Genomic DNA, 22,468 nt, shown 5'->3' on the forward strand with positions numbered 1-22,468 from the left:
CGGTGCCAAACAAAGGACAGATGTGATGAACGATACGCCAATTCTCTCGGCCCAAGACGCTCTGGCGGCGTTGATGATCACGGTTTCGGCTTCAGACGAGGATATGCGGACCGTCGAATTGGTCAAAATCACCAATATCGTGAACAACCTGCCTATCTTTGCCGACTATGATGTCGAGCAACTGACAAAGGTCAGCCGAATCGTTTTCGATTTGCTCGAGCAGGAAGACGGCCTGGACGCGCTCTTTGGGCTGATCCGCGATGCCGTCCCGGAACGGCTGTTCGAGACGGCCTATGCCATGTCCTGCGACGTTGCGGCCGCCGACGGCAGTATCACACCCTCGGAACTTCGGATGCTCGAAGAGGTGCGTTACGAGCTCAATATCGACCGGTTGCATGCCGCCGCGATCGAGCGCGGCGCGCGCGCACGTCACATGACGCTTTGACGGCTCAGGCCGGAAACACCGTTCCCCAGCGCTGCAACAGCCGTTGCTGCAACCGCTTGGCCGCGCTGTTGTAGCTGCGCGAGCCTTGCGGGATCTCGTCGCCGGCCGCTTTGGCGCGATCCCGCGCATCGATATCCGCGCTAAAGATCGCAAAGACCAGCTCGCGGCCTTCCTGTGCGCGGGCATAGCCGGCCAAGGTGCTGACGAAATTCAAGGTGCCCGTCTTGGCCACGACACTGACGGGCGCATCGCGCATCAAATCGCCTTGGGAATCGGTCATCGCAATGTCTTTGAGCAGGGTGCTCAACGCGCTGCTCTGACGCGCACCGGACAAGATCCGAACCATGTCGCGGGCCGTGACCCGCGTGGTGTCGGCCAATCCGGAATGATCCGAAAAGAACGCATCCGCACCAAACTCGGCCCCCACCCATTCGCGCATGATCTGCGCCGACTGGGTCAGGCTCTGCGGGCTGGCGCTGCGGGCAAAGGAGGCGGCCAATCCGATCACCTCGGCGGTGAGGTTCGTGGAATAGCGCAACATGTCCGTGATGATCTGGTCCAGCGGTTCGCTTTCGTGGCGGGCCAGTTCCTGTGCCTCCGGCAACAGCCCAATCCGCTCCGGTGCCGTCAGGACAATGCCGTTGCTGCGGGCAAATGTGGTGAAGACATCGCCGGCGTAGAGCGAGGGATACCGAACCGGCAGCCATCTCGATCCGCCGTCACCAAGCGCGGCGCGCGCGACAGTCCAGTCGTCGATGCCGCCGCCGTCGGAATAGGTGTAGATCGGCAGACTTCGATCCGCCACGCGCATCCGGGCGACGGTCACGTCAGGTCGATAGAGATCGGTGCGGGCATCCATCGCCACCTGATAGGCACCGCCAGACCGGGTCCATTCGAAATGCACCCGGTTGAAATTCAGATTGAGGCCGGACACCGCAGGATTATAGCCCAGATGATCCAACTGACTTGGCTCGATCTCGTTGACATAGGGCAGCGCCCCGCCCCAGACCTTGAACGCCCCTTGCACCTCGCTGATGCCCGCCGTGCGCAAAGCGATTGCCAGTTCCGCCAGATGATCGGTCGTCAAGGTCGGGTCACCGCCGCCAGCGAGGATGAGATCGCCCATCAGGATGCCGTCTTCGATGGGCCCCGTAGCCAAGAGCCGCGTGTCGAAACGATGATCCGCACCAAGCACGTCGAGCGCATAAAGCGCGGTCACAGCTTTCGTCACGCTCGCGGGGGGCAGCGGAACATCGGCTTCGCGCTCCTCCAATACGGCTCCGGTGCGGGCGTCGGCCACCACAAAGGCAACGGTTCCAGCCAGTCCCGAATCCGCGACGATCGTCTCTGACGAAGGACGCGCCCGAGGGCGCTTGTCCGGTCGATCCGGCGGGGTGCCGATCTGCGCCTCCACCGACCGCGCCTCCGGACGGATCGCGGTAAGAGGCGCATCGGCCAGAGCCGCCATACCCAAGGACGAAAAGCCCCCGGCCAGTAGTGCTCGTCTTGTCAAATATGTCTTCATGGCAAAACCCTGCTCACCCGGCACCCCAACCGCCACTCGCCCGAATGGCAGTAGACGATGCCGTGCTCATGGGCAAATTGACAAAACACCACGTCGGAGCTTCTGCCCCGGCCAAAAGTCGCGACGCGCGGGCGGGTAGTTTGTCCGCGCGGTAAACCCGCGCCGCCTTCGACAACCGCGCCGATATCCGGTCGCCCGGTCTGGCCAGAACACCGACAGGAACACCCTCCATGATCGTCCGCCAATCTTGCCACTTGTGCAGCTGAGCAAGGTTGTCCGCCCCCATCAGCCACACGAAACGGGTCCGGGGATAGACAGCCTTGAGGGCGGCCAAGGTCTCGGCGGTATAGCGCGTGCCCAGCTTGGCCTCTATATCGGTGACGGTCACGCGCGGATGCTGCATGACCGTTCTGGCCACCGCCATACGGTCCGCCATTGCGGCGGGCCCACGCGCCTTCAGCGGATTGCCCGGACTGACCAGCCACCACACAGCATCCAGTCCAAACCGATGCATTGCCGCATTGGTAATATGAACATGGCCGGAATGGGCCGGATCAAACGATCCGCCCAAAAGGCCAACTGTCTGGCCGGGCCGTGCCTTTGGATATTCCCACCGCATAGGGCAGACTTAGCCCAGCGCCGCACGGATGTAGAGAGGGAACAGCCGCACGCCCCTAGTCGGGTACATAATCGAAATGGCCGAACCGCGCCTCGAGGCCCTGCCCCGTCAGGTCAAAGGCGACCATCCCGACGAATGCCCCGGTAAACGACGCATGTTCGCCCTGCCCGCCCTCGTCCGAAATCACGCTCGCATCGAGCGACGGCCCCAAGGGGCGCCAGTCACCGCCCTGCCGCCACCAGAATTGCTGGCTCGCATGATCCACGGTAACGCGCAGCTCGACCTGGCCATCCGGCAGTGGCACAGGATCACAGGGCCACGTCAATCGGCCAGCAGGCCAGTCGCCGGGACATGACATCACCACGAGGCAACGGCCTATGCCCGGCTCGTGGCTCACCAACGCCGCATGAAACTTGTGGCGGTTGTAGTATGTCGTCAGGCCAGCCGCCTGTTGATAGGTCGTGGGAGCGAAATCCACATCGGTTTCAACGGTATAGACGAAATGCTCCTGTCGGCGCGCCACCAGAGATTGCTCGAACCAGCTCCCGATGCTTTCGCGACCGATGAGAGCCAGACAATCGGGATCGGTGCGGAAAATGCGATCCGGCTCCGGTGTGCGGAGCCACTGGAACTCCGGCGGCAACGAACCGCCGAACTTGCGCCGGACGGGCGCAGGCGGCTCAGGACGCACATCCACCGGGCTTGGCACATCCACTCTCGGGCACATGCCGCCATCGGCAAGCCACAGCCAGCCGTCACGCCATACGACCTCCTCGAGCCCAGTCTCCCGACCCAGCGGGCAAAACTGCCCCTTGCCATCCGGGCCCGGAATAGGCCGGCCCATCAGGAATGAGTGATAGAACGCCCCCCAATGGGTTTCGACATATTGGCCATGACCTGTCCGCTGGATCGGCCCGTCGCTGCCCTTGGTGCTGATCACGTGGAGCGCGGGATGTGTCTCATACGGCCCTGCGATATCGCGGGAGCGCGCCATCGTCACCGCATGCTCGTAACCCGTGCCGCCCTCTGCGGTGGTCAGGTAATACCAGCCGTCACGCTTGAACAAATGCGGAGCTTCGGTCAGGCCACGCTCCGTGCCGGGATAGATCTGAACGACATCGCCGATCAGGCCATCAGCCTCGGACCACTCCTGCAACAGAATGCCATCGAATGCGGGATGGGTCGGGTTCATCCCTTTTTTTCGGTGGTTCCACCGCATGTTGACGAACCACTTCCGGCCATCGTCGTCATGAAACAGCGACGGATCGAAGCCAGAGCTGTTCACGTAATGCCGCTCCGACCATTCGCCGTCGATGGTCTTGCAACTCGTGATATAGTTCGGGGCGTCCTTGAAGTTGCCGTCAAGGCGCTTGACGTCCGTATAGACAAGCCAGAACCTGTCACCGTCATGGCTGAGACACGGGGCCCAGATGCCGCAACTGTCTGGATTGCCACGCATATCCAGAAGGTCGGGGCGGTTCAGCGGACGCGACACCAACGTCCAGTTCACCAGATCGCGGGAATGATGGATCTGGACGCCGGGATACCACTCGAAGGTCGATGTGGCGATGTAATAGTCCTCGCCCACACGGCAAAAACTGGGATCGGGGTTGAACCCCGGCAAGACAGGATTTCGGATCATGATAGTGCCTTTCCGGCCGGGGTGTATCGGTAGATGTCAGTCCAACTCGGAGGATTTTGCCCAGAGGTTGATCTGCTCTTCATCGGCATATTCGTCGATCAAGGCCAATTCCTCGGCGGTGAACTCGAGGTTGTTCACGGCACCGGCGCAATCGATCACCTGAGAGGGCTTCGACGCACCGATCAGGGCCGATGTGATACCGCCGTCGCGCAGCACCCAGGCAATTGCCATCTGTGCCAAAGTCTGGCCGCGACCCTGCGCGATCTCGTCGAGCTTGCGAATATTCGCGATCGCCCGTTCGGACAGCATGTCCGGGTTCAGGCTCTTGTCCTGCGCGGCGCGGCTATCCTCCGGGACCCCGCCCAGATACTTCTTGGTCAGCATCCCCTGTGCCAGAGGCGTAAAGGCAATCGACCCGACGCCAAGCTCTGACAAGGTGTCTTTCAGACCGTCCTTTTCCACCCAGCGATTCAACATGTTATAGCTGGGCTGATGGATCACACAGGGTGTGCCAAGGTCTTTCAGAATGGCCACGGCCTCGCGCGTGCGCTCGGAATTGTAGCTCGATATGCCGGCATAGAGCGCCCGGCCGGACCTGACGATGTAGTCGAGCGCACCCATTGTCTCTTCCAGAGGAGTGTCTGGGTCGTAGCGGTGGGAATAAAAGATATCGACGTAATCAAGGCCCATGCGCTTCAAGCTCTGATCGCAGGACGAAACCAGATACTTGCGGCTCCCCCACTCACCGTAGGGGCCGGGCCACATGTAATATCCGGCCTTCGAAGATATGATCAACTCATCACGATAAGGTGCCAGATCCTCTGCCATGATCGAGCCGAAGGCGTGTTCGGCGCTGCCCGCCGGGGGGCCATAGTTGTTGGCGAGATCAAAGTGCGTGATGCCATGGTCAAAGGCCGTGCGGCAAATCTCGCGCTTGGTTTCATGAGGGAAATCATGACCGAAATTATGCCACAGCCCAAGGCTGATCGCGGGCAGTTTCAAGCCAGACGCGCCGCAGCGACGATAGGCCATTCGGTCATATCGATTCTCGGATGGCTGATACATGGGGCTTCCTCCTATAACGATTACGTCGAACATGCACTCGGACGGCGCAATGTCAATCTTGGTTAAAAAAGTCACCGCTGATCGCCGCAAAGCTGGCTTTTCTTAACCACTCCGCCATGGTGATGGGATAGGCAGTAAAGATGGGACCGTAAGAGCTGACACCGACTTGAGCATTGAACTGTTTTCTCAGACGACATTGGCGCTGATCTGCGGTGCGCTGATCATGCTGTTTCTTGCGACGGCAGGGCAATTGCGGTCCGCGCGGAAAGCACTGGCCAATTCACGCGCGACGCTCGTCGAAATCGAGCGGAAATCCTATTTCAACGATCTGGTCATCGATTCCGCCAACGACGGTCTGGTCGTTCAATCGCTCGACGGCTTGGTCCTTTGGGCGAATCCGACGTATTTCGCCCTGCACGGCCGGTCACCGAAAGAGATCATCGGGCGCAATCCACTCAGCTATTGCATGCCGATCGACGAAATGCCGAGCGCCGAGGAAATCGCCGCCTTTCGATATGAACCGGAAAATCCCAACTACGGCGGCCTGCATCTTCGGCGCAATCAGCGCGGCGACGGAAGCCTGTTCTGGAACCAGATGAGCGTCTCGTTCCGGACGGCCCCCGACGGCACCCAGCACGCGATCGTGGTCTGCCGTGACGTGACTGAACAGGTCGAGAACGAGGAAAAACTGCGCAAGACCACCGCTCAACTGACCTTCAGCGCGACCCATGACGCGCTCACCAGCATTCCGAACCGCAAGTCGCTCGTGACGGCAGCCACGCAAGAGCTCTGTCGCGCCGCCCACCTCGGGACGCGCGTCGGATTGCTCCAGATCGACGTCGACTTTTTCAAGGAGATCAACGAGGTAAACGGCCACCTGGCTGGTGATGCCACGCTTGTCCACATCTCTCAAACGCTCAAGCGCCTTGCCCGTTCGGGGGATCACATCGCACGGGTCGGCGGCGACGAATTCATCCTCTTGCGACCCGATGTTCAGGGCTTGCCGGAAATACAAGAAGCGGGCGAAGAGATCGCGCGCGCGCTCGAAGCTCCTTTCGAATGGAACAACCTTCAGCTGATGTGCAAGGTCAGCATCGGCGTCGCGCTGTCTCAGGCCGGTGCCCGGGAGCCGGAGGAGCTGATCCAGCACTCCGACTTCGCGCTCAGCGAAGTCAAGCGCACCGGTCGTGGGCGCGTCGCGGCCTATGACGAAGCACTTCACCTGCACCATTTGCATATCGCGAAACGCGGCGTGGAATTGAGCGAAGCCGTGTTCGACGGCGGCCTCAGTTTTCTGCACCAACCGGTGATCAAGTGGGACACCCAGCAGGTTCTGGGATTTGAAACGCTCGTCCGCTGGGATCATCCGACGGATGGGGTCTTGCGGCCGTCGGAATTCCTGCCCCTCGCGGCGAGCCTTGGCCTGCAGGGCAACATCGATATCGCCGCAATGGAGGCGGGACTCGCGCTCAAGATGCGGTTGAGCGCCGCCGGGTTCCGCAACAAGATCGTGAGCTTCAACGCCAGCGCCGAAGGTCTGCTGCACCCGGACTACGCGCCGAAACTGCAAGCCCTCGTGGCACGGAACGCGATCGAGCCGGAACATGTGACGGTCGAGGTGCTCGAGGCCACCATGTTCAACGACAAGATGGCGATGCCCCGCCAAGCGGACATCATCACCGAGCTGCGGCGTAACGGTTTTCTGATTGTCCTCGATGATTTCGGTGTCGGCCCCGTCGGGCTCGCACATCTCGCGGAGTTGAACCTCTCCGGCGTCAAGATCGATCAATCGCTGGCCTCAAAGGTGCTGGTCGACAAGGCCAGCTCCCGCATCGTTGCGACGGTCGTCGAGCTCTGCGCAGACCTCGGGCTGGACGTGATCGCCAACGGTGCCGAAACGCCGGAAATCGCGCAGGAATTGGCAAGGCTCGGATGCCACATCCTTCAAGGACATAGCGTCGAACGGCCGATGACGGCCGAGGATGCCATCCGTTGGGTGCATCAGTTCTACCTGTCGCGGCCCTCTGCCGTCACCAGACAACACGACGATACGCTCCCTCAGGCGCTTTGATCGCTGCAATCGGATTGAAGATCCCGGCCAGTTCGGGATATGAGGCGCTGAAACTCTCAACCGTCGGAGCATCCCATGGCCACCAATCAGTTTGTCTATTTTATGGACGGCGTATCCAAGACCTATCCGGGCGGCAAGAAAGTCTTTGAAAACATCAAATTGAATTTCCTACCCGGCGTCAAAATCGGTGTCGTCGGCGTCAACGGCGCGGGTAAATCCAGCCTTCTGAAAATCATGGCCGGCATGGACAAGGATTTTCAGGGCGAGGCCTGGGCCGCAGAAGGCGCCCGCGTCGGCTATCTGCCGCAAGAGCCGCAGCTCGACGAGAGCAAGACCGTGCGAGAAAACGTCATGGAAGGCGTGGCCGCCAAGAAAGCGATCCTCGACCGCTACAACGAACTGGCGATGAACTATTCCGACGAGACCGCCGAGGAGATGGCCAAGCTACAGGACGAGATCGACGCCCAGAACCTGTGGGATCTCGACAGCCAGGTCGACGTGTCGATGGAAGCGCTGCGCTGCCCGCCCGACGACAGCTCCGTCACCAACCTTTCAGGCGGTGAACGTCGCCGGGTCGCCCTGTGCCGGCTGCTGCTCGACGCCCCGGACATGCTCCTGCTCGACGAACCGACGAACCACCTCGACGCCGAAACAATCGCATGGCTGCAGAACCACCTGATCGACTACCCCGGCACGATCCTGATCGTCACCCACGACCGCTACTTCCTCGACAGCATCACAGGATGGATTCTCGAGCTCGACCGAGGCCGTGGCATTCCCTACGAGGGTAACTACTCGAGCTGGCTCGAGCAGAAAGCCATCCGGATGGAGCGCGAGGCCAAGGACGACAAGTCCAAGCAGAAAACGCTCGAGCGCGAGTTGGCATGGATGCGGCAAGGGGCCAAAGCCCGGCAAGCGAAGTCCAAGGCCCGGATCAGCGCCTACAACGAAATGGCCGAGCAATCGGTGCGCGAAAAAGTCGGCAAGGCCCAGATCATCATCCCCCACGGCCCCCGTCTGGGTGGCAAGGTGATCGAGGTCGACGGGCTGAAGAAGGCCATGGGCGACAAGCTCTTGATCGAAGACCTGACCTTTTCCGTCCCGCCCGGCGCCATCGTCGGCGTGATCGGCCCCAACGGCGCGGGCAAATCCACGCTGTTTTCCATGCTCACCGGCAACGCCGAGCCGGACGAGGGCAGCGTCACTTTGGGCGACACCGTCAAGCTGGCCTACGTTGATCAGTCTCGCGACTCGCTCGATCCAAATGCCACCGTCTGGGAGGAAATCTCCGGCGGCGCCGAACTGATCACATTGGGTGACGCGGAAATCAACTCCCGCGCCTATTGCGGTGCGTTCAACTTCAAGGGTGGCGACCAGCAGAAGAAGGTCGGGCTCTTGTCGGGCGGTGAACGCAACCGGGTCCACATGGCCAAGTTGCTGAAATCCGGCGGCAACGTGCTGCTCCTCGACGAACCGACCAACGATCTCGACGTGGAAACGCTTCGGGCCCTGGAAGACGCTCTTGTCGATTTCGCCGGCTGCGCCGTGGTCATCTCTCACGACCGCTTCTTCCTCGACCGGATTTGCACCCATATGCTTGCCTTCGAAGGCGACGCGCATGTGGAGTGGTTCGAGGGCAACTTCGAGGACTACGAAGAGGACAAGAAAGCCCGCCTTGGCGCCGACGCACTTGAGCCGAAGCGCGTGAAGTTCAAGAAGTTCGTCCGCTAAAGCAACATTGGGTGCGCCTTGGCGCACCCTCGCCCTTTCGCGTCACTCCTTTCCCATGACGCTGCGCATCCGCTCGCGGAACTTTCGATCGCTCTCCAGAAACCCGCCGATTTTCAACTGCGCCCAAGTGGCAAGAATGCGGTTGATCCGAGGTTGGTATCCCTTGCCCATGGCGCGGTAGAACTTGGCGACAGAGGTGTCGAGATACAGCGTCACCTTCACCTTCTCCTCTTCGACATCGAGGTCCCTTTCCAATGTGTGCCAAGCATCCGGCACACGTTCGCGCAATTCCTCGGAAAGGCTATCCTTGCGATCTTCCCAGAGATGGCGAAACAGTCGTTCGCGGGCAATGCGCTCTGTCTTGGTGAGGGATTTGGTCATGCAGAAGCCTCCATTGATCGACACTGATCGGCCCTCAAGGTGCCACCCATTTCTTAATAGGCCCCAAGACAACCGCACCTCCGCGATACCGACGGCAGACCGACGCTTTGTCCAAAGGGCTTGCGCGGCGATTCCGCCCCTTGCCAAGACCCGGATTCCGCCGCATATCCTCTGCCATGACAGACCTTGCACATATCCGTAACTTCTCGATCGTGGCCCACATCGACCACGGCAAATCCACGCTCGCCGACAGGCTGATCCAAGAGACTCAGACCGTCGCCCTGAGGGATATGAAAGCGCAAATGCTCGACTCGATGGACATCGAGCGCGAACGCGGAATCACGATCAAGGCGAACACCGTTCGCATTGATTACAAAGCGAAAAATGGCGAACTTTACGTTCTCAATCTGATCGACACCCCCGGCCACGTCGACTTTGCCTACGAGGTCAGCCGGTCAATGCGCGCGGTCGAAGGCTCGCTCTTGGTGGTGGACAGCACCCAAGGCGTCGAGGCGCAAACGCTTGCCAATGTCTATCAGGCCCTCGACGCCGACCACGAGATCGTTCCGGTGCTCAACAAGATCGATTTGCCGGCCTCGGAATGCGAGGCGGTGGCGGCGCAGATCGAAGACGTCATCGGCCTGGACGCCTCCGAAGCCATTCAGGTTTCAGCGAAAACCGGCGTCGGCATCATCGAGACCCTGGAAGCGATCGTCCACCGACTCCCCGCGCCCAAGGGCGATGTGGACGCCCCGCTCAAGGCGATGCTGGTGGATTCGTGGTACGACAGCTACCTCGGTGTGGTGGTCCTCGTGCGGGTCATCGACGGCTCGATGAAGAAGAACGACCGCATCACTTTCATGCAGAATGGAACGGTTCATCAGATTGATCGCATCGGCGTATTCCGTCCCCAGATGGTCAACGTCGAGAGACTCGGCCCCGGCGAAATCGGATTCATCACGGCGTCGATCAAACAGGTGCGCGACACTCGCGTGGGCGACACGATCACTTCGGAAAAGAAGGGGACAGCCAAGCCTTTGCCCGGTTTCAAACCGTCTCAGCCCGTTGTGTTCTGCGGATTGTTCCCGGTCGATAGCTCCGAATTCGAGGATATGCGCGATGCGATTGAAAAGCTGGCTTTGAACGACGCCAGCTTCTCCTACGAGATGGAGACATCCGCCGCTCTTGGCTTCGGCTTCCGGTGCGGCTTCCTCGGCCTTCTCCACCTCGAGGTCATCCGCGACCGGATCGAGCGTGAATACAACATCGAACTGATCACGACGGCGCCGTCGGTCGTCTATCATCTCTATATGAAAGACGGCGAGCAGCGCGAACTGCACAATCCTGCCGATATGCCGGATCTGACCTATGTGGATCACGTCGAAGAGCCGCGGATCAAAGCGACGATCCTCGTTCCCGACGACTACCTGGGCGACGTGCTGAAACTCTGTCAGGACCGACGCGGAATCCAGCTCGACCTGACCTATGCCGGCTCGCGGGCAATGGTCGTGTATGATCTACCGCTGAACGAAGTGGTGTTCGATTTCTATGACCGGCTCAAATCGGTCACCAAGGGCTATGCCTCCTTTGACTACCAGGTGATCGGCTATCGCGAGGACAACCTCGTGAAAATGTCGATTCTCGTGAATGATGAGCCTGTGGACGCTCTGTCGATGATGGTGCATCGGGACCGTGCCGAAGCCAGAGGCCGCGCCATGGTGGAAAAGCTCAAGGATCTGATCCCGCGCCACATGTTCAAGATCCCGATCCAAGCCGCCATTGGCGGTAAGGTCATCGCTCGAGAGACCCTTTCAGCTTTGCGCAAGGATGTGACCGCAAAGTGCTATGGCGGCGACGCGTCACGAAAGCGCAAACTTCTGGACAAGCAGAAGGCCGGCAAGAAGAAGATGCGGCAATTCGGAAAAGTGGATATCCCGCAAGAGGCATTCATCTCAGCACTCAAGATGGACAGCTGAGCCTTTGGCACTGGGCGTTTTCTGCCAGTCCCCATGATCGCAACAGGTGCGCGGTCGGACCGCGCACCTTGGACGGCCTAGCCGATGACACCAGTGCCCTTGCGGCTGATGATCCAGCCGCAGCACAACAATACGACGATTGCCGGGATACCTTCGGAAATTGGCGTGTGCACAACATGGTAGTAGATCGCGCCGACCATGATGATGGCAATTCCGATTGCGGCCAACATGCTGGTCCGACGAAGCCAGATACCGATACCTCCGGCAATCTCGCAAATACCAATAAACGTCGCGAACCAAGCGGGCAGCCCAAGGACGCCGAAGCTTGTTGTCGCCATGGGGTCACCCATCAACTTCATAACACCGCCCATCAACATGATGAGCGTCACGACCGCCATTGCGGCCCAAGTTGCGTATTTCATTACTGTCCCTCGAATTGTTTGTTTGTGCATTCTACCAAAGCTCGCCCGGCATTTGCGAAGAATTCGAGGCCGAGGGTGCACATCGACTGTGTGTGGATGCGGAGTGTCCAGAGCGCCAAGCACTTTTGCAAACCGCCACACCGGACATGGCCCACCAGAGAACTTGGCGCCATCCTGGCGCCCGCGATCCGGCTGCAAACAGTGGATCAATGTGCGCCCCCTCGAACCTATAACGGATTTGGCATTCGCGCTTCCTCTGGGTGGTCTGGAGTTCTCTCATCCCCGGCAAGGTGGCATCCGAATTGCCGGGAGTTGGTGCGTGATGCTTCGGTCTGCGAGACAATTCAGATTTGACTTGGCGCGCCTTCGGGCTTTCACACCATCGGCCTCGAATGCTGAGTGGCGCCGCTCTCTCGAACAGCCGGCAGCAAGCAATTGTAAAAAAATATTTACATCGCATGGTGTAAATAGATTTTGACAAAGCGGAAGACTGCGGCATTCTGTCACCATGAGCAACGGGCAACCGCGCTGAGGGGGAGGGCAGCATGACTCAAGTATTAAAGGCACTTACCGATGATTTCGACCGTCGGATGCAGATGCGTCGCCGCATGATGGACCACCTCGACATCACGAATCGCCCGGATCTTGCTGATGAACTGATGCCGTTCCTTCGTCAGACCCTGACCGCGTGCAATCGCTGCGTCGACCCGGAGATCTGCGAAACCTGGATCGGCAATGGGAATGCCGGAGCGCCGAAATTCTGCCGTGGAAGACTGTCTTTCGAAGCACTTGCCGATGCGACAGCCAAGGTGTGCGTCTCGGCCTAAAGCAGAATCCCACTCGCCGGATCAAGATCGAGTCCCGGAAATACCGCCCCCTCGATCACGCTCGTCTCGAGACCGAACAACCCCCGCATGACCCAACCGATATGAGCCCGGATATCGCGCGTGGGCATGAGATCGCGCCCGGCGTAGAGGTCCGTCAGGCCCGGCCATTGCCCCAAAACCTGCCGTCCCCTCAACGCACCCCCTGCATACAGCATTGCGCCACCGGTGCCGTGGTCGGTGCCCTGCGTGCCATTCTCGCGCACCGTTCGACCAAACTCTGTCACACATAGCACGGCTGTCTTTTGCCAATCTGGTCCGAGACCCTGCTTGAGCGTCAGGATCACTTCAGCCAGCCGGCCGAGGGAGCGCGACAAAGCCACCTCCTGGCGCACATGGGTATCCCAGCCGCCGACGGAGAAACTGGCGATACGGGTCTCCTCCCGCAATCGATTGGCTGCGAATTGCGCCGCACGGAGATAGCCGGCACCGCTGGGCTGCTCGGCGGCCACTGTCTCCGCGATCTCGAGCGCCTCCAGAGAGGCATCGCGGAACAGCGGATCGTTATGCTGAACGCGTGCCAGCAATTGCTCAGCCGCGGCGCTGATGGAAAGTCGGGCTTCGGGCGCCCAGCGCGAGATATCCGCATCTCCATCCAGAATACGCATGTGCTCGGTCCCGATCGCATAGGCCACTTCGCCGCTCAGCCCGGGCACGGTCTGGATCATCCGGTTCAACCAGCCATCCCTTGCTCCACCGTCCGGTCCGACGATGCCTGCTTCGAGGATATCCTGCCCGTCGAAATGACTCCGCACATCGCGATACGGCGTGGATACCGCTTGGACCGCACCGAACTCACCTGCTTGCCAAAGCGGCGTGAGAGAGGCGAGCGCGGGATGCAGAGCGTAGAAGCCGTCAAGCGCCAAATGGTTTTGTGTCCCCAGCGAGGGACGCAACTTGGCAAACTCCAGATCACCGATCGGAGCGACGGTATCCAATCCGTCCATGGCGCCACGCAAGATGATCACGACAAGGCGATTTTCCCAAGGACCGCTGGCAAACGCCATCGGCGTCACAAAGGGGCTGGCGGCAATTGAACAGCCGATGGTTTGCAGGAAATCCCGACGCCGCATAATCACAGCCTCCTCTGGAATGCCGCGGAGGACAGGATCAGCCCGATCCCGACGGCACGGTCTTCGGCAGCCCGCGCGGCGAAGCTAACCTCGTCAGGGATCGTCGCTCCGAGAGCGGTTTTCACGAAATCGCGCGGGTCGGGCAGCACCCGCACCAATTCGGAGGGAACCTGCATGGCCCATGTAATCCGCCCCGCCATCCCTTGAGGTGTGATCCAAGCCTCGGCCTCTTCGGGCCAACCGTTGGGGCCGTTCGGGCGCTCCCAATCCTGTCCCATGACGCGAAGCGGCACCCTCAGTGTCCGACTGACCACCCCGAGAGGGAGTTGATCGACCGAAACGCCCAGCGCCCGCAAACTGGACTGTATGAAATCGTATGAGCGCATGACCTTGGCCATTGGCCGATCATTGGGCCCCGTCACGGCCCACGCCGCCGGATGTTTCAACATCGCCTCGTAAACTGCCAGAAGACGGCCCGAGGTGGCCAGATAGGCAGCCTCCATTGCCGCAACCAGATCGGGATCGGGGGCATCGGATACGAAATGCACCGCCAATTTCGTCGCAATGTGGCGCGCCGTAGCCGGATGCTCGGCGATAACCGTCAGTGCCTGAGCGATTGTGTCGATGTCGGCGTCAGGGCTCAGCGTCGTGCCCAGCAGCGTTTCGGAACCCGGTTCGGCAAACCGTGGTCGATAAACCCGCCCCTCTGTGCTGGTCCAACTCAGCCCGGTCAAAGCCTCGGCCAGTTCACGAACATCCGTCTGAGAATACGGCCCCCCGACGCCTAGCGTGTGCAACTCCAATATCTCGCGAGCGAGATTCTCGTTGAGGCCCCGCCCGTTGTTTTGGCCCGCGATGCTGTTGGGGCCAACGGAGCGCGCCTGATCAAGGTAGACCACCATCATCGGATGCGTGACGGCGGCAAACAGCAACGTCGCAAAACTGCCACTCAGATTGGGACGGATCGCTTCCTCGACATAGGGCGTCACGAGATGCGGCATCAGCCCATTCTTGGAGACGACCGTGAAATGATCCGCCCAAAATCGGGTCAGCCGCTCGCGAAACCCGTCCGTCGTTTGCGCGCCGCGGGCCAGTGTGTGGGCAAAATTGACCTGCCGCAGCTGGTTCATCTGCCGTCGACCGTCGAGATAAGCCTCAGATGCCGCCTCGCTGTCATCCATCTGACGGCGCAAGTCGCGCAGCTCATGGAAACTCGGACTTACATCGGCGTATTTTGGGATCGGATAGGCCGACGCCATCTCGTCGGGGCCCGCAAGCCCCTGCAAGATCCTTTCGACGCTTTCGGGAGGCATGGCATGCGTCGACAAACCCACGCCAAACCTTCGGTCGGCAAGTTCCGGAGAGAACGTCACTGGCGCAATCCAATCAGTCGCATGCCCTCAATATAGAGCCAAAATGGCCTAATGTGAGGTGCATGCGCCCGATATGGCAAACAAAGGCCGATCAGGCCTCGGGCGGCAGAACCCGCAAACGCAATTCGCGCAATTGTTCGTTCTGCGGATCGCTGGGCGCGTTCATCATCAGATCCTCGGCGCGCTGGTTCATCGGGAACATGATCACCTCGCGGATGTTGGCTTCGTCGGCCAAGAGCATCACGATCCGGTCGATCCCCGCCGCACAGCCACCGTGGGGTGGCGCACCGTATTGGAACGCATTGACCATACCGCCAAAACGCTTGTGAACCTCGGCCTCGTCGTAGCCGGCCAGTTCGAACGCCTTGATCATAACGTCCAGCTTGTGGTTCCGAATTGCCCCGGAGATCAGTTCATAGCCGTTGCAGGCCAGGTCATACTGATAGCCGAGCACCTTGAGCGGATCGCCATTCAGCGCGTCCAGCCCGCCCTGCGGCATGGAAAACGGGTTGTGGCTGAAGTCGACCTTGCCGGTCTCTTCGTCGGCTTCGTACATCGGGAAATCGACGATCCAGGCGAATTTGAAGCTGTCGGTCTCGGTCAGGCCAAGCTCTTCACCGATCACCGTCCGCGCCCTGCCCGCGACGGCCTCGAAGGCCGCGGGCTTGCCACCCAGGAAGAACGCCGCATCGCCGACGCCAAGGCCGAGTTGCTGGCGGATCGCTTCGGTCCGCTCGGGACCGATATTCTTGGCCAGCGGGCCTGCCGCTTCCATACCCTCGCCTTGATCGCGCCAGAAGATATAGCCCATCCCCGGCAGGCCCTCTTTCTGGACGAAGGCGTTCATGCGGTCACAGAACTTGCGGCTGCCGCCAGTGGGTGCAGGAATGGCGCGGATTTCTGTGCCCTCCTGCTCCAACAGCTTGGCAAAGATCGCAAAGCCAGAACCTGCGAAATGCTCGGAGACGACCTGCATCTTGATCGGGTTGCGCAGGTCGGGTTTGTCGGTGCCATACCACAAGGCACTGTCAGCATAGGAGATCAGCGGCCAGTCCTGGGAGACGGGCTTGCCGCCGCCGAACTCTTCGAAGATCCCGGTGATCACCGGCTGGATCGTGTCGAAGACATCCTGTTGCTCGACAAAGCTCATCTCGAGATCGAGCTGGTAGAAATCCGTGGGCGACCGGTCGGCGCGCGGATCTTCGTCGCGGAAGCAGGGCGCGATCTGGAAGTACTTGTCGTAGCCCGACACCATGATCAGCTGCTTGAACTGCTGCGGGGCCTGCGGCAAAGCGTAGAACTTGCCCGGATGCAGACGGCTTGGCACAAGGAAATCCCGTGCGCCTTCCGGGCTGCTGGCGGTAATGATCGGCGTTTGGAATTCGCGGAAACCTTTGTCCCACATCCGCTTGCGCATCGAGGCGATGACGTCGGAACGTAGTTTCATGTTCTGCTGCATCGCATCACGACGCAGATCGAGATAGCGATACTTCAGCCGCGTCTCTTCGGGATATTCCTGATCGCCGAATACCATCAGCGGAAGCTCCGCCGCGGCCCCCAGCACTTCGATATCGCGCACAAAGACTTCGATCTCACCCGTCGGGATCTTTGGGTTTACGAGGCTCGCGTCACGGGCCTTTACCGTGCCGTCAATTCGGATGCACCACTCCGAGCGCACCTTTTCGACCTGCGCGAAAACCGGGCTGTCCGGGTCGCAGATCAATTGCGTGATGCCATAGGTGTCGCGCAAGTCGATGAACAGAACGCCGCCGTGGTCACGGACCCGGTGCACCCAGCCCGACAGGCGAACGGTGTCACCGACGTTGGCAGCGGTCAAAGCGGCACAGGAATGGGAACGATAGGCATGCATCAGTGAGATCCTCAGACGGGAAAAAATGTCGGCCCGGTACACCCCTTTGAGCCTCCGAAGTCAAGCATCGCCCGCTATGGCTGCGCTCTGGGTCGATGATAAGGGCGCAATCTACGGATTTTTGCGGGCAAACGGTCGGTTTCGTTCGCGCGATTTGCGCTTGCACTGAGGGGTGCGGCAGTTAGCCTGACCCTTATTGAGTAAAGGCATCAACGAGAGCAGCATGTGGCAAAAACTACTTCTGCGTTTTATCGGCAAGACCATCAGAAAAGGCACTCTGACAATCACTTGGCCTGACGGAAGCGTCACGAGCCACGGATCGGGCGCCCCGGACATGGCGATCAGCTTCACCCCAAATACGGACTTCCGATCCCTTGTGCTCAATCCGGAGGTTGCCCTTGGCGAGGCGTATTCGGACGGCCATCTTGCCATCGAAAACGACGACCTGCGGGGATTTCTGGGTTTCGCAGTCACGAACGCCCAGGCCACAGGTTTCGGCCGGTTCGGCCGGGTCGTTCCATGGCTCAAACGCGCGATGCGACGGATCAATCAGCACAACGGCTTGGTGACCTCTCGCAAGAACGTTGAGCTGACCTACGATCTGTCCACCGATTTCTACGAACTCTGGCTGGACAAGGACATGCAGTATACCTGCGCCTACTACCCGTCCGACGACTTGTCGCTCGATGACGCCCAGATCGCCAAAAAAGACCTGATTGCGCGCAAACTGCGGCTGGAGCCGGGAATGCGAGTGCTGGATATCGGCTCTGGCTGGGGTGGATTGTCCCTCACACTGGCGCGCGATTACGGTGTAAACGTCGTGGGGGTCACCCTCTCGAAGGTCCAACTCGCCTACGCCAAACAACGCGCAAAATCCGAAGGTCTCGATCATCTTATCGATTTCCGGTTGATGGACTACAGACATGTCAAAGAGCAGTTCGACCGCATCGTCGTCGTCGGAATGCTCGAACATGTCGGTCGACCCCAGTTTCAGACGTTCTTTCGCAAGATGCACGAAAACCTGAAGGCTGACGGCGTCGCCGTGGTGCACACGATTGGCCGCTCGGGCCCGCCGAACGTGACGGCACCCTGGATCGGCAAATACATCTTCCCCGGCTGCTACACCCCCGCAATGTCCGAAGTGCTGAGCGAGGTGGAAAAGCGGGGCCTGATTATCACCGACATCGAAGTGCTGCGCCTGCACTACGCCCGAACCATCCGCCACTGGTCGGACAATTTCGAACGCAACGTCGAAACGGTCCGCTCCATGTATGACGATCGGTTCGTCCGAATGTGGCGGTATTACCTGGCCGCCTCCGAAATCGGCTTCACCCATATGGGAAATGTGATCTTTCAATTTCAGATCGCCCACGATCAGGCTGCCGTCCCACTGACCAGAGACTACCTGCTTGAGCCGAATGAGACGAGGTTTTCCGAGGGATAGGTCAGAATCGCTCCGTTGCCGCTTGCGCCCAGCCCCGCCATGCCTATAACGCGGCTAATTTGCATATATGGGGGCGCGGCTATGCCAAAACGTGATGATATCAAGTCGATCATGATTATCGGCGCGGGCCCTATCATTATTGGTCAGGCTTGCGAATTCGACTACTCGGGCGCTCAGGCCTGCAAGGCCCTTCGTGAAGAAGGCTATCGGGTCATCCTCGTGAACTCGAACCCGGCAACGATCATGACCGATCCGGGTCTCGCGGATGCCACCTATATCGAACCGATCACACCCGAGGTCGTCGCCAAGATCATCGAGAAAGAGCGCCCCGACGCTCTGCTTCCTACCATGGGCGGGCAAACCGGGCTGAACACCTCGCTGGCGCTGGCCGATATGGGCGTCCTTGAAAAGTTTGGCGTCGAAATGATCGGAGCCAAGCGCGAGGCCATCGAGATGGCCGAAGACCGTAAACTGTTCCGAGAAGCCATGGACCGGCTCGGGATCGAAAACCCCAAGGCCACCATCGTCACCGCCCCCAAGGGCCCGGACGGAAAACGTGATATCAAGGCGGGCCTCCAATTGGCCATCGACGCCATCGAATATGTCGGCCTGCCCGCCATCATCCGCCCGGCCTTCACCCTTGGCGGCACAGGCGGTGGCGTGGCCTACAATCGCGCGGAATACGAGCACTTCTGCCGCTCTGGCATGGAGGCGTCACCTGTCGGGCAAATCCTTGTCGACGAGAGCCTGTTGGGCTGGAAGGAGTACGAGATGGAAGTTGTCCGCGACAAGGCGGACAATGCGATCATCGTCTGTTCCATCGAAAACGTCGATCCGATGGGCGTGCATACGGGCGACAGCATCACCGTGGCCCCTGCCCTCACCCTGACAGACAAAGAATACCAGGTGATGCGCAACCAATCCATCGCGGTCCTGCGCGAGATCGGTGTCGAGACCGGCGGCTCCAACGTGCAATGGGCGATCAACCCGGCCGATGGACGCATGGTGGTGATCGAAATGAACCCCCGTGTGTCGCGGTCCTCTGCGCTGGCGTCGAAAGCCACGGGTTTCCCGATTGCGAAAATCGCCGCGAAGCTGGCCGTCGGCTACACGCTCGACGAGTTGGACAACGACATCACCAAAGTGACACCCGCGTCGTTCGAACCGACGATCGACTATGTCGTCACCAAGATCCCACGGTTTGCCTTTGAGAAATTCCCCGGCTCGGAGCCCTATCTGACGACCGCCATGAAATCCGTCGGCGAAGCGATGGCCATCGGGCGGACAATCCATGAGAGCCTGCAAAAGGCACTGGCATCGATGGAAACCGGGCTGACCGGATTTGACGAAGTCGAGATCCCCGGCGCGCCCGACAAAGTCGCCGTGACCAAGGCACTTGCTCAGGTCACCCCTGATCGGTTGCGCGTGATTGCGCAGGCCATGCGTCATGGTCTGACGAACGACGACATCATCGCAGTCACCAAGTTCGACCCTTGGTTCCTCGCCCGTATCCGCGAGATCATCGATGCGGAAGCCGATATCCGCAAGAACGGGCTGCCACTGAACGAAGCGGCCCTGCGCAAGCTCAAGATGATGGGCTTTACCGACGCGAGACTGGCCACTCTGACCGGTCGCGACGAAGGTCAGGTGCGTCGTGCCCGGCAAGAACTGGGAGTCGTTGCTGTCTTCAAGCGGATCGACACCTGTGCCGCCGAATTCGAGGCGCAGACACCATACATGTATTCGACCTATGAGACGCCCGTCATGGGCGACGTCGAATGTGAAGCCCGTCCGTCCAACCGCAAGAAGGTGGTCATCCTTGGTGGTGGCCCCAACCGGATCGGTCAGGGGATCGAGTTCGACTATTGCTGCTGCCACGCCTGCTATGCGCTGACCGCCGCGGGCTATGAGACAATCATGGTCAACTGCAACCCCGAGACCGTGTCGACCGATTACGACACGTCGGACCGGCTGTATTTCGAGCCGCTGACCTTCGAGCACGTGATGGAGATCATGCGGGTCGAGCAGGCCAACGGCCACCTGCATGGCGTGATCGTGCAATTCGGCGGCCAAACTCCGCTGAAGCTGGCAAACGCTCTGCAAGAGGCCGGCATTCCGATCCTCGGGACGACACCTGACGCGATCGACCTTGCCGAAGACCGCGAGCGGTTCCAGCAACTGGTCCAGAAACTGGGCCTGAAGCAGCCGGTCAACGGGATTGCCTCCACCGATCAGCAGGCGCTCGACATCGCGGAAAGCATCGGCTTCCCGCTGGTGATCCGCCCGTCATATGTGCTCGGCGGTCGGGCGATGGAAATCGTGCGCGATATGGACCACCTCAAGCGCTATATCAAAGAGGCCGTAGTGGTATCGGGCGACAGCCCCGTTTTGCTCGACAGCTATTTGTCGGGCGCCGTCGAGGTCGATGTGGATTGCCTGTCCGATGGGCAGAACACACATGTCGCGGGCATCATGCAGCATATCGAAGAGGCAGGCGTCCATTCAGGAGACAGCGCATGCTGCCTCCCGCCCCACACGCTTAGCCGCGAGATCCAGGATGAGATCCTGCGCCAGACCAACGCCTTGGCGCTGGCGCTGAACGTCGTCGGCCTGATGAACGTGCAGTTCGCGGTCAAAGACGGCGAGGTCTATCTGATTGAGGTCAATCCACGGGCGTCCCGGACCGTGCCTTTTGTCGCCAAAGCGACGGATTCGGCGATTGCGTCCATCGCGGCGCGGCTCATGGCGGGCGAACCACTGTCGAACTTCCCCATGCGGGCGCCGTATCAGGACGTCAGCTACGACACACCCCTGCCCTACGCCGACCCGATGACGCTGGCCGATCCCAACATGCCCTGGTTCTCGGTCAAGGAAGCCGTTCTTCCCTTCGCCCGGTTCCCCGGTGTGGACACGATCCTCGGGCCAGAAATGCGCTCCACCGGCGAGGTCATGGGCTGGGACAGGTCGTTCGCCCGGGCCTTCCTCAAGGCGCAGATGGGTGCCGGCACGCAGTTGCCACGTGAGGGGAGCGTCTTCATTTCGATCCGCGATGAAGACAAGACGCCCGACATGCTGACCGCAGCGCAATCACTGCAGGCGCTTGGAATGACGTTCCTCGCAACGCGGGGTACCGCGGCATGGCTCACCCAGAACGGGGTGGCCGCCGAAACGGTCAACAAGGTCTACGAGGGCGGGCTGACCATCGTCGACAGGCTGAAAGATGGGCACGTCGCCCTGGTCTGGAATACGACCGAAGGCGCACAGGCGGTCGAAGACTCCCGTGAAATCCGGGCCGTCGCGCTGTATGACAAGATCCCCTATTTCACGACAGCAGCGGCGGCTCAGGCATCGGCACTGGCCATCGTCGCCCGCGAAGACGGGGACATCAGCGTTCGGTCCCTGCAGGGCTAAGACCAGTCACGACATAGAAAACCAGAGAGAGGCGGCGCTCAGCCCGCCTCTTCTTCGAGGTGCAGCTTCATCTCGACGAGGATTTTCTGCAGCTCGAGCGTCTCTCTGAGAAGCCGTTTCGCTTCGTTGATGGAAATGACGCCATCGTCGATGGAGAGATTGTATTCCGCCATCAACATGGCAAAGCGCTGGCTCAGGGTGATGACGTCGGAATTGATACCACCCTTGCTGTTCCGGCGCGTCATCTCCTCACCCGACACGGATACACCGCGCAGTTCAGCCAAGGCCGCCGTCACATGCGGATAGCTTGCGGCCGCTTCCAGGGCGGCAACGGCATCGACCGGCATGAAGCGATCCGAGTGATCATCATCCATCGAATAGTAGCGGCCCAACGTTGCCTTGGACTTGCCAGTCAGCTTGCAGGCAGCTTCGATACCCACATCCTTAACCAAAGCCTCTGTGTGTTTCTTCAAATAACCGTTCACGTCCAGTGCCCCACATTGATCCTCAATGGCCGCTTCGGTCAGAGAAACGTC

The 22,468-nt window shown here is 60.2% G+C and carries 17 protein-coding genes; 7 read left to right on the forward strand and 10 right to left on the reverse strand.

What is annotated here, in order from left to right; genetic code table 11:
* Nucleotides 1–25: 25 nt before the first annotated feature.
* Nucleotides 26–445 carry a tellurite resistance TerB family protein gene (locus LOM8899_RS00085; RefSeq protein WP_093991325.1) on the forward strand — a complete coding sequence of 140 codons (420 nt, stop codon included), beginning with the start codon at nt 26–28 and terminating at the stop codon, nt 443–445.
* Between the two features lie 4 nt (nt 446–449).
* Here LOM8899_RS00085 and dacB read toward each other — a convergent pair whose 3' ends face one another.
* The 4 genes from dacB to mgrA are packed head-to-tail and all read right to left on the reverse strand — an operon-like array spanning nt 450 to nt 5,296.
* Nucleotides 450–1,970, reverse strand: coding sequence for a D-alanyl-D-alanine carboxypeptidase/D-alanyl-D-alanine endopeptidase (gene dacB / locus LOM8899_RS00090; protein WP_093991326.1), 1,521 nt, complete (start codon nt 1,968–1,970; stop codon nt 450–452).
* Between the two features lie 13 nt (nt 1,971–1,983).
* Complete coding sequence (locus LOM8899_RS00095) at nt 1,984–2,589, reverse strand: nicotinate-nucleotide adenylyltransferase (RefSeq protein ID WP_093990138.1); 606 nt, start codon at nt 2,587–2,589, stop codon at nt 1,984–1,986.
* 55 nt (nt 2,590–2,644) lie between these two features.
* Nucleotides 2,645–4,231, reverse strand: a complete 1,587-nt coding sequence (locus LOM8899_RS00100; RefSeq protein ID WP_093990139.1) for a glycoside hydrolase family 43 protein — start codon at nt 4,229–4,231, stop codon at nt 2,645–2,647.
* 36 nt (nt 4,232–4,267) lie between these two features.
* Nucleotides 4,268–5,296 (reverse strand): L-glyceraldehyde 3-phosphate reductase, encoded by a 1,029-nt coding sequence (gene mgrA, locus LOM8899_RS00105; protein WP_093990140.1) that lies wholly within the window; start codon nt 5,294–5,296, stop codon nt 4,268–4,270.
* A gap of 166 nt (nt 5,297–5,462) precedes the next feature.
* Here mgrA and LOM8899_RS00110 point away from each other — a divergent pair, with 166 nt between their 5' ends.
* Nucleotides 5,463–7,367, forward strand: coding sequence for a putative bifunctional diguanylate cyclase/phosphodiesterase (locus tag LOM8899_RS00110; protein ID WP_133064951.1), 1,905 nt, complete (start codon nt 5,463–5,465; stop codon nt 7,365–7,367).
* Between the two features lie 75 nt (nt 7,368–7,442).
* Entirely contained in the window at nt 7,443–9,098 is a 1,656-nt protein-coding gene (gene ettA / locus LOM8899_RS00115; RefSeq protein ID WP_093990142.1) for an energy-dependent translational throttle protein EttA, read from the forward strand.
* A gap of 42 nt (nt 9,099–9,140) precedes the next feature.
* Here the strand turns inward: ettA and LOM8899_RS00120 are convergent, their stop codons facing one another.
* Nucleotides 9,141–9,479 carry a BrnA antitoxin family protein gene (locus LOM8899_RS00120; RefSeq protein ID WP_093990143.1) on the reverse strand — a complete coding sequence of 113 codons (339 nt, stop codon included), beginning with the start codon at nt 9,477–9,479 and terminating at the stop codon, nt 9,141–9,143.
* Between the two features lie 176 nt (nt 9,480–9,655).
* Between LOM8899_RS00120 and lepA the strand changes: the two genes are divergently transcribed.
* Nucleotides 9,656–11,455 carry a translation elongation factor 4 gene (gene lepA / locus LOM8899_RS00125; RefSeq protein WP_093990144.1) on the forward strand — a complete coding sequence of 600 codons (1,800 nt, stop codon included), beginning with the start codon at nt 9,656–9,658 and terminating at the stop codon, nt 11,453–11,455.
* A 77-nt stretch (nt 11,456–11,532) separates the two neighbouring features.
* Here lepA and LOM8899_RS00130 read toward each other — a convergent pair whose 3' ends face one another.
* A complete protein-coding gene (locus tag LOM8899_RS00130) occupies nt 11,533–11,877 on the reverse strand; it encodes a DoxX family protein (RefSeq protein ID WP_168770434.1) in 345 nt (114 codons plus the stop codon).
* Between the two features lie 545 nt (nt 11,878–12,422).
* Here LOM8899_RS00130 and LOM8899_RS00135 point away from each other — a divergent pair.
* Nucleotides 12,423–12,704 (forward strand): DUF6455 family protein, encoded by a 282-nt coding sequence (locus tag LOM8899_RS00135; RefSeq protein ID WP_133064952.1) that lies wholly within the window; start codon nt 12,423–12,425, stop codon nt 12,702–12,704.
* Here the strand turns inward: LOM8899_RS00135 and LOM8899_RS00140 are convergent.
* The 3 genes from LOM8899_RS00140 to aspS all read right to left on the reverse strand — a co-directional run bounded on the left by LOM8899_RS00140 (nt 12,701) and on the right by aspS (nt 17,077).
* Nucleotides 12,701–13,834, reverse strand: a complete 1,134-nt coding sequence (locus LOM8899_RS00140) for a DUF1501 domain-containing protein (RefSeq protein WP_093990147.1) — start codon at nt 13,832–13,834, stop codon at nt 12,701–12,703. The two genes, LOM8899_RS00135 and LOM8899_RS00140, sit on opposite strands and share 4 nt — an antisense overlap.
* A 2-nt stretch (nt 13,835–13,836) precedes the next feature.
* Nucleotides 13,837–15,168 (reverse strand): DUF1800 domain-containing protein, encoded by a 1,332-nt coding sequence (locus tag LOM8899_RS00145; RefSeq protein ID WP_245820387.1) that lies wholly within the window; start codon nt 15,166–15,168, stop codon nt 13,837–13,839.
* A gap of 130 nt (nt 15,169–15,298) precedes the next feature.
* Nucleotides 15,299–17,077 carry an aspartate--tRNA ligase gene (gene aspS / locus LOM8899_RS00150; protein ID WP_093990149.1) on the reverse strand — a complete coding sequence of 593 codons (1,779 nt, stop codon included), beginning with the start codon at nt 17,075–17,077 and terminating at the stop codon, nt 15,299–15,301.
* A gap of 223 nt (nt 17,078–17,300) precedes the next feature.
* Between aspS and LOM8899_RS00155 the strand changes: the two genes are divergently transcribed.
* Nucleotides 17,301–18,521: an SAM-dependent methyltransferase gene (locus LOM8899_RS00155; protein WP_093990150.1), complete on the forward strand. Its 1,221-nt coding sequence runs from the start codon at nt 17,301–17,303 to the stop codon at nt 18,519–18,521.
* A gap of 81 nt (nt 18,522–18,602) precedes the next feature.
* The gene (carB, locus tag LOM8899_RS00160) at nt 18,603–21,932 is read left to right on the forward strand and encodes a carbamoyl-phosphate synthase large subunit (RefSeq protein ID WP_093990151.1); all 3,330 of its coding nucleotides are present in this window, start codon (nt 18,603–18,605) and stop codon (nt 21,930–21,932) included.
* A gap of 38 nt (nt 21,933–21,970) precedes the next feature.
* On the opposite strand, the gene LOM8899_RS00165 is transcribed toward carB, so the two are convergent.
* Entirely contained in the window at nt 21,971–22,423 is a 453-nt protein-coding gene (locus LOM8899_RS00165) for a hypothetical protein (protein WP_093991327.1), read from the reverse strand.
* Nucleotides 22,424–22,468 lie beyond the last annotated feature (45 nt).

It is taken from the genome of Flavimaricola marinus (genome assembly GCF_900184895.1).
Taxonomy (GTDB): domain Bacteria; phylum Pseudomonadota; class Alphaproteobacteria; order Rhodobacterales; family Rhodobacteraceae; genus Flavimaricola; species Flavimaricola marinus.